We start from the raw sequence: 14159 nt of genomic DNA on the forward strand, positions 1-14159 counted from the left end.
AAGCTCAATAAATCCTGTTCTATGTTATTTTTGTTCAAACGCAAGTCTAATTGCAAAAAAAGCAAAGATAAGTCCCTTTGATTTATTAATCACATTAAACATCCCTGGACGGCTCCACAGTTTTTCACCAAGACGCCCTGCAAGAACAGAAACAACTCCAAAAATGGCAAGGGCCTGGATGATAAACAGCACACCTAACGCGATCATCTGGAGTGGTACATTACCTGATTCAGTAGTAACAAATTGAGGAAGGAAAGCCAGAAAAAAAATCGAAACCTTTGGATTCAACATGTTCATAAATATCCCCTTTTTATACAGGGAGGTAAGGTTGTACCTTTTCACAGATTGCACTTCAGGATCCAGCCTCCCTTCTCTGAATGCCATGACTGCAAGATAGAGCAAATAAATAGCACCGGCATATTTGATCAACTGAAACGCCAGAGTGGATTGATATAGAATTGCGGATATACCTACTGCCGCAGCCGTAGTATGTGCGATTAGTCCCGTGCAAAGTCCAAGCGCCGTTGAAATACCTGCCTTTTTCCCGTATGAGGCACTTTGCGCAAATACGAACATCAAATCCGGTCCTGGTGTTACTGTCAATAACACCGATGCAGCTAAAAAGTAAAAAACCGTTAGTAAATCCATTAGCATTCCTCCGAAAGATTTTAAATTATTAAAAATTTTACTACAATTAATCGATAGTCACAATGCCTGATGAAAAGCCTCCTAACAAGAACCAAAAGCTTTTGGATAAAACTCCAGGTAAAGTCAAAAAACTCATAATAAAGTACATTCAGAAATGACAGCGGTTCCTTTTCTTTTTAAAATAAAAGGGAAGAAACTATGGTTTCTTCCACACAGGACTATGCCTATTCCTTTGGACTGGGAATAGGCCTTTTTCTATTCTTTTTCCAGTGCGAGTTTTAGTCCCAATAAAATCATCACTGAACCGGTCATAAAGTCAAAGAACCTTCCTGTCGATGGCTTTTCAAACCAAACTTTAAATAAATCAAGCAAAAAGACATATAAAAACAGCCAGATAACCAAAAGAACAATATAAGTCATTCCAAGGAGTAAAAATTGCTGGACCGTTTGATCGCCAGGCGTTACAAACTGAGGTAAAAACGTTAAGAAAAACACAGTGATCTTAGGGTTAAGAACATTTGTTAATACACCCTGCAGGTAACAGGATTTCGTCGAAACTACTTGTGACTTTTTCGTAACGGCGATTTCTTTTTGAGCTGTAAAACCTGTTATGAAAGATTTAACACCGAGATAAACCAGATAAGCTGCTCCGATCCATTTAATGGTCTCATAAATAACGGAAGAAGCTGCAAGAATCGCAGAAATTCCAATAATCACGGCACATGTATGAACAAAAATTCCAGTCGCCGTTCCAAGCGCTGTTGTTCGCCCGCTTTTACTGCCAAGTGCAAGCGTGTTTCTGGTCACAAGAACTGTGTCAGCCCCGGGAGTTAAAATTAACGTAACAGCCACCAACACATATAACCAGTAGCTCTCCATCCTTTGTCTTCCTTCCATCTTTTTTTCAACTATTGTATCATCTTCATAAAAAAAAGTTAATTTTTCTCTAATATAATTAAATATTGCTCTTTTCGGGAAAGAGAAAAGTATATATACACCCCCCACCCTATTTTTGAAGAGAAAGGAGCAATATTTTGCAGAAACAACTAACGATAGTCCAACAAAACGATACGCATGGTCACTTTAAACCGCATTTAGAATTTGTTTGGAATGCGAGCGGTTTCGAATTAAAAAAGACAAGGGGAATTGGAACTGCTGCAGGTTATGTTAAAGGTTTAAAAGAAACTAACCCAAACCTCCTTTTTATGGATAGTGGTGATATTTTCCATGGCACCGCGCCTCTCGTACAATCAAAGGGAGATGTTGCCGTTCCTATTCTAAATGCCCTGGAATTGGATGCATTTGTCCCCGGCAATTGGGACTTTGCCTATGGTAAGGAGCAACTTGGAAAGTTAGTCAAAGAACTGGATGCTTCTGCAGTTGCCTGTAATTTGTTAGATGATTCAACAGAAACTCCATTTCTTGAACCATATGTTGTTAAAAAAACTGACAATGGACTAAAGATAGGCGTGATTGGCCTGACGTACCCATATGAAGATAAAATTATGCACAATCATTTTTCAGAAGGATTAATATTCTCAAAAGGATTGGAACAGCTTCCAAAACATATCGATAAGCTGAAGGCCAACGAAAATGTCGATTTAATCGTAGTTTTAAGCCATATGGGCCTCCCCCTTGATGTAAAGCTCTGTTCTGAGGTGAAAGGGATAGATGTTTTATTAAGCGGGCATAGCCACGACCGAACAAGAAAGCCAATTGTTAAAAATGGAACAATCATTATCCAGTCAGGCTCTCATGGCTCGTTCCTGGGTAGATTGGATTTAACAATTGAAAACAAAAATGTGGTGGACTATTCCCACCAGTTCATTTCTTTATATGAACCTTCTATTCCTGATGATCAAACGGTGACAAGCCTTGTCCAGGAATTATTCGAGCCTTATGAAAGAGAGCATAATGAAACGGTAGGCAAAACGGCAACAACACTGCATCGGATGACGTTAGAAGAAGCGCCTATGGACCGCTTGATCACAGATGCATATCTTCATTCGGTCGAAGGAGATATGGCATTATCACATGGATGGCGTTATGGAGTACCGGTAGCTCCGGGAAGTATCACTCTGAACGATTTGTTTCAAATCATTCCAACTAATCCGGAATTATTTACAGTTGAACTCAAGGGTTCAGAAATCTATGACATGTTTGAAGCGAACCTTGATCATGTTTATGCAAGAGATCCCTATAACCAAATGGGCGGCTATGTTCTGAGAACAAGCGGTGTTCGAATGACTTTTAAACCATATAATCCCAGGGGTGCCAGGATACAAACTATCTTTATTAACGGCAGACCTCTTGATGAAAATACAACCTATAAAATTGTTGCGGCCGGCCAACAAACGTTAAAGAAGTTTGAGAAATTGAAGAACTATCAAAACATCCATTCGATCGAAGTATTGAAAAAGTATATAAGCTCCCTTTCTCCAGTAGATGTAAAAATGGGAGACATAGAGTCCGTATAAGAAAAGTTGCTGACTCAAAAGCAAAGTGCCAGGCTCCTCTAACATAGTATCTAGATGAACACTTGTACAAGTTCATCTAAATACTATGCTAACCAGAGAGAGCCAGACACTTATGAGTCAGCAGTTTTTTATAACGTTGTATTAGCAATTTGAAATGCTCAGCGTAAGGACAATATATTTTCTAACGTTTCCTTATTAACGGCTCCTGCAATTACTTTTTCTACATTGCCATCTTTATCAAGAATATAGCTCGTCGGATAACTTTGGATTTGATACACTTTCTCTACTTTACCCTTTTTATCCAAAATGACCGGGAACGTCAATCCGTATTTTTCCACGAACGGATCAACATCCTTCTCGCTGCGTTCTATTTTTGTTAGATTGACCCCGATTATCTCTACTTTATCATTTCCGTTTTCTATGTAGTATTCTTGTAGCTCTGGCAGTTCTTTTTTACATGGGGGACACCATGTAGCCCAGAAGTTAAGTACTACTTTTTTTCCTCTGTAGTCACTTAGCTTTACCTTTTTACCGTCAATAGTCTGTAATGAGAAGTCCGGCGCTTTACTTCCTTCCTTTATCCCGGCTCCATTACTATCAGACAATGAATAACCTTTTATCGCATCATTATTAATTGTGCTGTTATTCATAGGGATACCGCTTATTTCTAGCAGCAAAACAATGGCTAAAATCGCTATGATCGCAAAGGGAAAAATCTTTCTCACTAACAAATCATGACTCCTCCGAACTAATAATATTATCATTTTAAGGATAAACATGATTTGTTAAGAAATGATGAAGTAAAACCTATTAAATAAAAAGAACATATAAATACCATAATGAAACTATACTTAATCCGCTTAACACAAATCCTTCCTTTGAAGATCCTGTTTTTATAAAAATTGGAAAACGAACTCTTATAGGCAAAGGATAAAAGAGCTTGATTCCTCTAACTGTTAAAGCATCCAGGATATAATGGCTGATCATTCCTGCCAATATCCCGTTTTGGACAACATCATTACTTGCCAACGGCAAATAAGATACAAGCCAGTTAACAAAGAAAAGAAAAAATAAGCTATGCGTTACCGTCCGGTGGCCAAAAAAAGCAGCGATCCGTTTGGATAACGCCTTAGTTTTTCTCCCTGCAGTTGAGCCCGGGTGGCATATATCTGGGAGTATGGAGCCTACTAAACTGCTTCCTATTAACAGGAAGCTTTGAGAAATTTCAAGTGAAGTGCCAAAAGAATAATAGTGGACAACAGAACCAATGCAGATGCCTCCAAGTAAATGTGTTTTACCTTCCATTTACTCCTCCCCCTTTCATTCTTAGTTGATAAGATACATAATGATGTTATGGTAAACTAATGAGATGGAGTTTTTAAACGTTGTATTTTATATTGTTAATCTCTTCTTTCTTTTGAAAAGCAGTGTGAAGGTCCACTCCATACACATTGGCAAGTGCAAGAACATAATATAAAACGTCTGAAAGCTCTTCATCTATTGTGCCTTTAATGCTAGATTGTTGGTCATAGCGCTTTTCTTTCCGTATCGCTTCAGATAACTCTCCTACCTCTTCAATCAATTTCTGGAAGTAGCCATGTGCCATTTCAGTGTTAAAATCTTTATCCTTTATGTATGTTTGAAGCTCTTTAAGTGTCATCCTTATCTCTTCCCCTTCTCGTTAAAGAAATAGAGCAGCCGACCGGCTGCTCATTCTTCATTTGTTTCTTTTTCTTCCTTCCATACTTTCGAGACATCACCTGCAACACTCACATCAACAACAAACGAGCCATTGCTGTATCGGTCATTTGATCGCAATGTGGTCGGGTCTACTTCGATGAGTTCTCCTTTTTCTGTTTTAATCATAACAAGGTCATTTTTCGTTACTAGCTTAAGTCCTACCACTCGATGTGGATTGGATTTTAGTTCCCTTAGCATCACTACACCACGGTTCGTACGTGATCCTTGTTCAAATTCGGTTAGCGGCATCTTTTTTACTGCCCCGCGATGTGTTATTAACACAAGATTAGCAGGCACATCTGGTTCAATCACACAGGCACTTACGACATAGTCTTCTTTCTTCAGGTTAATGCCTTTCACTCCTGAAGCACGCTGGCCTACGATATTGACTTCTTCTTCTTTGAAGCGAAGTGCATAGCCTCCATGAGTTGCCACCATTAACTCATTGTTGCCATCTGTCTGATAAACATCTACTAATTCGTCGCCTTTTTTCAGCTTTAACGCCATCAGCGGCTTGGAGTAGCGCTGGGCTTTATATTTTGATAGTTCTGTTTTCTTGACCATTCCCTGTTTTGATATAAATAAAAGGAACTGATCTTCCTTAAATTCTTTTATCTCCATTGCTTCGATGATCTCTTCATCTGAATCGATGCTGATCAGGTTAGCAACATGCTGGCCGAGATCTTTCCACCTAATGTCTGGCAGTTCATGAACAGGAAGATAGAGGTAACTGCCTTTGTTTGTAAATAAAAGTAGCGTATTTGTCGTATTACCTTCAAACATTCTTAGTATACGATCCGTTTCTTTCATGCCAAAGTCTTTTCCGTTGGAGGCAGCATACGAACGAGGGCTTGTCCGTTTCACATAACCATCTTTCGTTACCGTTATGATTACATCTTCAGAAGGAACGGTAACTTCGAGGCTCACTTTAATTTCCTCAATCTTGGCTTCAATCTTTGTCATCCTGTCATCTGCATACTTTTTACGTATAGCGGAAAGTTCCTTCTTAATAACTCCGATCAACTTTTTCTCGCTGTTTAAAATTGCTTGCAGACTCTTAATAGTCTTCGCAAGCTCTTCTGCTTCTTTTTCAAGTGTTGTGATGTCCGTATTTGTTAAACGATAAAGCTGCAATGTAACGATTGCTTCAGCCTGTGCTTCTGTAAATTCATATGCTTTGATCAAATTATTCTTCGCGTCCCTTTTATCTGTGGAAGAACGGATCGTTTTGATCACTTCGTCGAGAATAGAGATAGCTTTGATCAAGCCTTCCACAACATGCTGGCGCTCTAAAGCTTTTCTTAGCTCGAACTCTGAGCGGTTCGTTACAACTTCTTTTTGATGCCCAATATATGCTTTCAAAATCTTTTTTAATCCCATTAGCTTTGGGGTTTTATTATAGATTGCTACCATGTTGTAGTTGTAAGTGATCTGTAGGTCTGTTGCTTTATATAGAAAATTCAAGATTCCGTCTGCATCCGCATCCTTTTTAAGTTCGATAACAAAGCGCAGTCCAGTGCGGTCAGTCTCATCCCGGACTTCAGCAATTCCTTCTACTTTCCGGTCAACGCGAAGTTCATCGATTTTCTTGATGAGATTCGCTTTATTTACTTCATAAGGAATTTCAGTTATTACGATTTGCTGGCGGCCACCGCGCACTTCTTCTACATCAGCTTTTCCACGCAGGATAAACTTTCCTTTACCAGTTTCAAAGGCCTTTTTGATTCCGTCCAAGCCCTGGGCGATACCCCCGGTTGGGAAATCAGGGCCTTTAATATGCTTCATTAAATCATCGACCGAGCAATCCGGCTTTTCCATTTGCATGATTGCCGCATCGATCACTTCCCCAAGGTTATGAGGTGGTATATCAGTAGCATATCCAGCGGAAATACCAGTTGAACCGTTAACTAGCAGGTTCGGGAACCTTGCCGGAAGAACGACAGGCTCTTTTTGAGTGTCATCGAAGTTAGGCGCAAATTCTACTGTGTTTTTCTCAATATCACTGAGCAGCTCAGAAGCTATGGCCGAAAGGCGTGCTTCTGTGTAACGCATTGCAGCTGGAGGATCTCCGTCAACACTACCGTTGTTCCCATGCATTTCTATTAAAACATTACGAACCTTCCATTCCTGACTCATCCTCACCATCGCCTCATAGACCGAAGAATCTCCATGCGGATGGAAGTTTCCGATCACGTTACCAACCGTTTTGGCTGATTTCCGGAACGGTTTATCATGTGTATTGTTATCCTGGTACATCGCATATAAAATACGGCGTTGTACCGGTTTTAATCCGTCCCTTGCATCTGGCAGCGCACGGTCTTGAATAATATATTTACTATAGCGCCCAAAGGCGTCGCCAAGGACGTCCTCAAGCGGCAGGTCTAAAAACTTCTCTGCTTGCGCCAAAGTTACGCCTCCTCAATGACTGAAATATTTTCATTGTCTAAGATATTGGTATCTTCATCGATGCCAAATGCAACATTGGATTCGATCCATTGTCTCCTTGGCTCAACTTTATCACCCATCAATACAGAAACACGGCGCTCTGCACGGGCAACATCTTCAATTTTCACTCTTACAAGAGTACGGGTCTCAGGGTCCATCGTCGTTTCCCAGAGCTGATCGGCATTCATCTCGCCAAGGCCTTTGTAACGTTGAATGGTATAGCCTTTACCTACTTTTTTAATCGCTTCTTTCATGCCGTCTTCATCCCACGCATATTCTACCACTTCTTTTTTGCCTTTTCCTTTGCTTATTTTATAAAGCGGAGGAAGAGCGATATATACTTTTCCAGCTTCGATCAACTGTCTCATATAACGGTAGAAGAACGTCAACAACAATACCTGGATGTGGGCTCCATCAGTATCGGCATCCGTCATGATCACCACTTTATCGTAGTTAATATCGTTAATATCAAAGTCAGGTCCTACACCTGCGCCGATCGCATGGATAATCGTATTGATTTCTTCATTTTTAAAAATATCCTGAAGCTTTGCTTTTTCGGTGTTAATAACCTTACCTCTAAGAGGAAGGATCGCCTGGAAACGTCTATCTCGTCCCTGTTTTGCCGAACCGCCTGCTGAGTCACCCTCTACAAGATAAAGTTCATTTTTAGCAGGGTTCCTTGAAGTGGCAGGTGTTAATTTACCACTGAGAATCGTTTCTTTCCTTTTGCCTTTTTTACCTGAACGAGCGTCTTCACGAGCTTTCCTTGCAGCTTCTCTTGCCTGTGCAGCTTTGATTGCTTTTCGGATCAGCATTTCACTCGTTTGTGGATTTTCTTCAAGGAAGTAAGAGAATTGTCCTGAAACGATTGAATCAACAGCAGAACGCGCTTCACTTGTACCGAGTTTACTTTTCGTTTGCCCCTCGAATTGAAGCAGCTCTTCCGGGATCCTTACAGAAACAATCGCTGTAAAGCCTTCTCTGATATCGTTTCCATCAAGGTTTTTATCTTTTTCCTTTAAAAGGCCTACTTTACGTGCGTAGTCATTCATAACACGGGTGACTGCTGTTTTCATTCCTGACTCATGCGTACCGCCGTCTTTTGTGCGAACGTTGTTTACAAAAGAAAGTACGTTTTCCGTAAAACCATCGTTATACTGAAACGCTAACTCAGCCTCAATACCATTGCTTTCGCCTTCAAAGGAAACGACTTTATGAAGAACATCTTTTTCCTCATTTAGGTACCCGATGAACGCTTCGATTCCTGTTTCGAAATGAAACACTTCTTTCCGGTCATGGCGTTTATCTTCCAGTTCAATTTTTAATCCTTTTAAAAGAAATGCCGCTTCACGGAGACGTTCGGTTAACGTATCGTAATTATAATTTGTCACACTGAAGATAAGTGGATCAGGTTTAAAGTGGATCGTGGTTCCTGTCTTCCTCGTCTTACCGATATTTTCAAGCGTAGTAACAGGTTTTCCGCCGTTTTCAAAACGCTGCTTAAATGTATGGCCATCACGATGAATCGTTACTTCAAGCCATTCAGAAAGTGCATTAACGACGGAAGCACCAACTCCGTGCAAACCTCCACTTGTTTTGTAACCGCCCTGGCCAAATTTACCGCCTGCATGAAGTATAGTTAAAATGACTTCTGGAGTCGGCTTGCCAAGCTTGTGCATTCCAACAGGCATACCCCGGCCATTGTCCGTCACGCTTATACTGTTATCTTCATGAATTGTTACTGCAATTTTATCGCCAAACCCAGCAAGCGCTTCATCAACAGAGTTATCTACGATTTCATAAACCAGATGGTGAAGCCCGCGTGAATCTGTACTTCCAATATACATACCAGGCCTTTTTCGAACGGCTTCAAGTCCCTCGAGCACCTGAATAGTATCGTCATTGTAATCAAACATTGGTTTTGTTGCCAAAAGATCTTGCTCCTTTCAACATCTCTCTACCTATAAGACTACCATAAGCGAACGGATGTTTCCATTTTTTTATCCGATTCGAACTCAGCGATTATAAAAGTATAAAAAAATCCTGCTCTACGGCAGGAAGAGGTTTTATATCGTTCTGATTTTACCCTATAATCTAATTCTGTTCAATCGTTTTCAGAATATGTACGTTTTTCTTTTCATACCCTACCATTACTTCATTGCCCTCTTCGTATGCTTTCCATGTTTCGAAATCAGTTAAGAACGGGGTGTTATCAATGATTAAATAATAATATGGCTTCATTTCTGAGTCGATCTGATCAGTTTTCGTCTCTTCCGGGTTATCTTTTTCATTTTCGTCAGTTTTGATATCGTCGTTAGCTTTTTCTTCTTCCTTAGCGTTTCCACTTACTTCCATAACAGGTTTTTCATACCGGACTATTTTTGCATCTATTTCCCCGGCCGTATATTCAAGGTCATCGTCCCTGTTTTGGTCGAACGCTGTGACTCCTGTTAATAGAATCAAAAGAATTGCGGTAAAGAGCAGTGTCCCTTTTAAATATGCCATCGAGGAAGCTCCTTTCTTTCTACTATGTTTAAAAGTTTACCACAAAACACTTTTTTGAAGGAGCCAATTCCAACTTGCTAAAAAAACCATATATTTTTAGGAGCATGATCTTATCTCTGGAACTTCCTATTCTGCTCTCCAATATGTTGTATTGAAATGCAAATAACCGCATGTCCCAATTACTTTATCAATTTCTTTATCGGCTATCCCAAAAAAGAATTTCAGTCATTTCGTTACTCTCTCAGCTGAATATATGCCAAAACTCTGTTCATTTTAAAGCATTGTAAAGCAGGAAATTTTTTAGGAACTACTTTCACAGTCACATTATCACCCCGCTCGTAAAACTTAAAAGCAAATCTTTTAAAATAGTATGTTTTACCTAGTTCTATACAACTTCCTTATTACCTTTTTGGACTTACCGATATCTAAGAAGTATTTCGCAACCAATGAATTTTTTTGTCTAAAAAACAGGAACTATATTCGTTAGCTCCTGTCTTTTCGCATTCCCCTTTTCAACCCGACAATCATCATTTAAAAACTGAACAAACGTCGTCTCTTGCCCCCTTTATGTGTTTACCCAATACTGACTGCAATCCCTGTTGCGTAACATAAATCCATATTCAATCAAGTAGCGGCGAATCGTTACAAAATCATGAAACATTGCTTTGAGCTTTTCGCTTACTTCTTTTTCTGTGTACACCTTGTCGGGGTCAAAACTTTTCAAAATATGTTGTAAGATAATGATTTTTCGCTTTTCTTTACTCGGAAACTGGCTAAGTGGTCCATCCAGCCCTTCTTTAAAATAAGTTTTCAATACCTTTTCTCTTTCCTGATTTGTAATCGCGTACCGTTCGTCCACCATGGTTGCCCCCCTGTGAATATTGATTAGTTGTTCTTCTTTGTCCTCGTGCTTTTGGCCAAATTCCCTGTTTTCATCTTTGTCGTTTAGCAATTCCATGATGGTGAGGAATACTTTGGCCTGTTTTTCTTTTTCCTTAAGCTTAAAGCGATGTGTACGAATCGTAGAGGTACTCCCTGAACCGAGTTCATTGACAATTTCTTTATCTGATAATCCACTCTTAAAATGGCTAAGGATTTCTTTTTGCAGCTCTGTTAAACCAGTGTATTTCTTATTCATACTCAATAAGTATTCAAACATAGAGCCGTGATCTTCTTTAACATGGTTTTTCACTGCAAGCTCTGCTTCATACAATACGCCTTCAGAAGGATAGATAACCCCTTTTTGAAAGAATTCGTTGCAAACAATACAAATAAACCGCTCATTATGTTCGTCAAAGACATAGCCTCTTTTCAGCTCTTCAACAGAGGCGTTCCAAAATATTTCTTCAGCTGGCATTTTAAATACACTTCCAATCCGTTTATTAATTTAGCAAACGCATTAAATTTTTGTTTATCATATAATAGACATGATACAGTAACGTTTACTAAATAACAATATTATTATACGATCTTACTTTCTAATATATTTACCATCAGCTTAGCTATTTTCTTGGAACTGTAGGATCTATAAGGTTGTTAGTAAAACTTCACTTTCAAACATTGCTTAACTCCGCTATAATCAAGTTTGGTGTACAAAAATTAAAGAGCTTTTTATATAGATTGCTAACTTACCTAAAGTTTTGATTACATCAAGAAAGGTGTTTTTCATGAGTATATTAACGGTTAAAAATCTTAGCCACGGCTTTGGAGACAGGGCTATTTTTGAAGATGTTTCCTTTCGCCTCTTAAAAGGTGAGCATATTGGTTTAATCGGTGCCAACGGTGAAGGTAAATCAACGTTTATGAATATCATCACTAGAAAGCTTGAGCCAGATGCAGGAAAGGTTGAATGGGCTAAAAATGTGAGGGTCGGATATCTTGATCAGCATACTGCACTTGAGCGTGGCATGTCGATCAGAGATGTCTTAAAAAGCGCCTTTCAATATCTGTTCGATCGAGAATCAGAAATGAATCAGCTGTTCGGTAAAATGGGTGAAGCTTCCCCGGAAGAGTTAGAAAAGCTTCTAGAGGAAACCGGAACGATCCAGGACATGCTGACAAATAACGATTTTTATGTGATTGATGCAAAGGTAGAAGAAATTGCTCGTGGTCTTGGCCTTGAAGATCTTGGCCTTGATAAAGATGTGGAAGACTTAAGCGGTGGCCAGCGTACGAAAGTATTGCTTGCAAAGCTTTTGCTTGAAAAACCTGACATTCTGTTGCTGGATGAGCCGACAAACTATCTTGATGAACAGCATATTGTCTGGCTGAAACGTTACTTGCAAGAGTACGAAAATGCATTTATTTTGATCTCCCATGACATTCCATTTCTTAACAGCGTGATCAATCTTATCTACCATATGGAAAACCAGGAGTTGAACCGCTATGTAGGTGACTATGATAACTTCATGGAAGTATATGAAATGAAGAAGCAGCAACTCGAAGCTGCATATAAGAAGCAACAGCAAGAAATCGCCGGTTTGAAAGACTTTGTAGCTCGTAACAAAGCTCGTGTTTCCACTCGTAACATGGCGATGTCCCGTCAAAAAAAGCTGGATAAAATGGATGTTATCGAGCTTGCGAAAGAAAAGCCAAAGCCAGAATTCCGCTTCTTGCCTTCTAGAGCATCTGGAAAAATGGTGTTTGAAACAAACGAACTGGTCATCGGCTATGATAGCCCACTTTCTAAACAGCTTAACCTCCGGATGGAACGCGGCCAAAAGATCGCTCTTACTGGAGCTAACGGTATCGGTAAAACGACTTTACTGAAAAGCATCCTTGGAGAAAACAGGCCTATAGAAGGAAATGTTGAGCTTGGAGATTATCTGGAAATCGGTTACTTCGAACAAGAAGATAAGAGCGGATCAACGAACACTTGTATAGAAGAAGTGTGGCAAACCTTTCCACATTATGGCCAAAGAGAAGTTCGTGCCGCACTTGCAAAATGCGGACTTACTACCAAGCATATCGAAAGCAAGGTACAGGTGCTGAGCGGAGGCGAAAAAGCGAAGGTCCGTTTATGTAAGCTGATCAACAAAGAAACAAACCTGCTTGTTCTGGATGAGCCTACCAACCACCTTGATGTAGATGCAAAAGAGGAGCTTAAACGCGCCCTTAAAGAATATAAAGGCAGCATTCTATTGATCTGCCACGAACCTGAATTTTACCAGGATGTGGTTTCAGATGTATGGAACTGTGAATCCTGGACAACAAAACTTGTTTAAACAACAACACCTCCGAACCTTTCCGGGGGTGTATTTTTTATTGCTTAGTTTAAAAGTTATTATTTCTTATGTTTTTCTTTTTGATTTTTTATTATTTGTTATTTGTTATTTTTAAAATTTAGATCCTGTTTTATTTTAATTTCAAATTTTTTATTTAAATACGGTAATTGAAATTTCAAAAGAAAGTTATCAGGAAAAATCTATGTTAAGTACTAGCTGAAATCTATAATCAATAAAATCCAAAAGTGCATCAAAGACCTTAACTTTCATTTCAAATCCCCAAAATACTCTTCACTTCTCCTATAACTGCTACTCTTCTTAGTTTATACATGGTTAACCCTGCTATAATCTTACTTTTTGGCGTGGATAAAGCAGTTCATAACCATAAAATACCCCCGTCATATAACGGAGGTATTTTCTTATTTAAAATGAACAGCTATATATGCTTCTTCCTCTGTTTTGGTCATAGGCCCTGTTGCTTTCCCGATTGTTCCACCGTTCCATTTCCAGATGGTATTATGGACGGTTACTGCATTGGAAAAGTCCCCTCCACTCCACTGATTTAAAGCATCTTCATAAAACTCCTGATGCTCATACTCATTAGTGGTTCCCTTAACAGTGTTTAGTACTTGAAGCATTTGATCAATTCTTTCCTCAGTAATTTGCATTTTCCCCCATTTCTCACTCGCTTTTACCTTCTGGTGGGTCATCCAATGAAGTAAAGATTGAAACCTATCTTCAGAAGGAACACCTTCCTCATCAATTGAAATCGAATCTGATTCGCTTATCTTTGGTTCATTTGATGTTGAAGTTTCATCCGCCTTTTGCTGTGAATGAGCACTCTTTCCTATTCCATTTACAGATTCTGAAGCCTCCAAAATAGCCCAGTACATTACTCCGCAAGCTATTACAATGATCGTTATGAAAATCAAAAAAAGATTTTTCGTTTTCATGATATTTCACCTCTGTAACTGATTATTTTGAGAGCTAACGTGATTTAAGCGAGTATTGAACAGTTTCGTTTAATTTTTGCAGCCGTTTTACCATTGTTTGATACTTTTGTTTTTTCAATGTTATCAATGTCTGACTGTTTCTGGCGGTCCATCTGCATCCCCCCTGA

General features: G+C 39.3%; 12 protein-coding genes. 2 read left to right on the top strand and 10 right to left on the bottom strand.

The features are described 5' to 3' along the window. Positions 1-24: 24 nt before the first annotated feature. Both FCL54_RS12825 and FCL54_RS12830 read right to left on the bottom strand, forming a co-directional pair. Positions 25-648, bottom strand: a complete 624-nt coding sequence (locus FCL54_RS12825; RefSeq protein WP_138127027.1) for a LysE family translocator — start codon at positions 646-648, stop codon at positions 25-27. A 255-nt stretch (positions 649-903) separates the two neighbouring features. After that, complete coding sequence (locus FCL54_RS12830; protein WP_171016831.1) at positions 904-1527, bottom strand: LysE family translocator; 624 nt, start codon at positions 1525-1527, stop codon at positions 904-906. 155 nt (positions 1528-1682) lie between these two features. Between FCL54_RS12830 and FCL54_RS12835 the strand changes: the two genes are divergently transcribed. Continuing rightward, positions 1683-3125 (top strand): bifunctional metallophosphatase/5'-nucleotidase, encoded by a 1443-nt coding sequence (locus FCL54_RS12835; protein ID WP_138127029.1) that lies wholly within the window; start codon positions 1683-1685, stop codon positions 3123-3125. Positions 3126-3283: 158 nt separating this feature from the next. Here FCL54_RS12835 and FCL54_RS12840 read toward each other — a convergent pair whose 3' ends face one another. The 7 genes from FCL54_RS12840 to FCL54_RS12870 form a co-directional block, all read right to left on the bottom strand. Beyond that, complete coding sequence (locus FCL54_RS12840; protein WP_246055252.1) at positions 3284-3850, bottom strand: peroxiredoxin family protein; 567 nt, start codon at positions 3848-3850, stop codon at positions 3284-3286. Between the two features lie 85 nt (positions 3851-3935). Continuing rightward, on the bottom strand, positions 3936-4430 hold the full coding sequence (locus FCL54_RS12845) for a metal-dependent hydrolase (RefSeq protein ID WP_138127031.1): 495 nt from the start codon (positions 4428-4430) through the stop codon (positions 3936-3938). A gap of 73 nt (positions 4431-4503) precedes the next feature. Next, on the bottom strand, positions 4504-4785 hold the full coding sequence (locus FCL54_RS12850) for a MazG nucleotide pyrophosphohydrolase domain-containing protein (protein WP_138127032.1): 282 nt from the start codon (positions 4783-4785) through the stop codon (positions 4504-4506). A gap of 50 nt (positions 4786-4835) precedes the next feature. Beyond that, positions 4836-7271 carry a DNA topoisomerase IV subunit A gene (gene parC / locus FCL54_RS12855; protein ID WP_138127033.1) on the bottom strand — a complete coding sequence of 812 codons (2436 nt, stop codon included), beginning with the start codon at positions 7269-7271 and terminating at the stop codon, positions 4836-4838. Between the two features lie 2 nt (positions 7272-7273). Then, the gene (gene parE, locus FCL54_RS12860; RefSeq protein WP_138127034.1) at positions 7274-9241 is read right to left on the bottom strand and encodes a DNA topoisomerase IV subunit B; all 1968 of its coding nucleotides are present in this window, start codon (positions 9239-9241) and stop codon (positions 7274-7276) included. A gap of 163 nt (positions 9242-9404) precedes the next feature. Then, complete coding sequence (locus FCL54_RS12865) at positions 9405-9815, bottom strand: hypothetical protein (RefSeq protein ID WP_138127035.1); 411 nt, start codon at positions 9813-9815, stop codon at positions 9405-9407. 565 nt (positions 9816-10380) lie between these two features. Beyond that, positions 10381-11172, bottom strand: coding sequence for a DUF2087 domain-containing protein (locus FCL54_RS12870; protein ID WP_138127036.1), 792 nt, complete (start codon positions 11170-11172; stop codon positions 10381-10383). A 310-nt stretch (positions 11173-11482) separates the two neighbouring features. Here FCL54_RS12870 and FCL54_RS12875 point away from each other — a divergent pair, with 310 nt between their 5' ends. Then, a complete protein-coding gene (locus FCL54_RS12875) occupies positions 11483-13039 on the top strand; it encodes an ABC-F family ATP-binding cassette domain-containing protein (protein ID WP_138127037.1) in 1557 nt (518 codons plus the stop codon). Positions 13040-13458: 419 nt separating this feature from the next. Here FCL54_RS12875 and FCL54_RS12880 read toward each other — a convergent pair whose 3' ends face one another. Further along, entirely contained in the window at positions 13459-13992 is a 534-nt protein-coding gene (locus tag FCL54_RS12880) for a DUF6241 domain-containing protein (RefSeq protein ID WP_138127038.1), read from the bottom strand. Between the last annotated feature and the right edge of the window lie 167 nt (positions 13993-14159).

The sequence above is a fragment of the Exobacillus caeni genome, assembly GCF_005747095.1.
Lineage (GTDB): Bacteria > Bacillota > Bacilli > Bacillales > Guptibacillaceae > Exobacillus > Exobacillus caeni.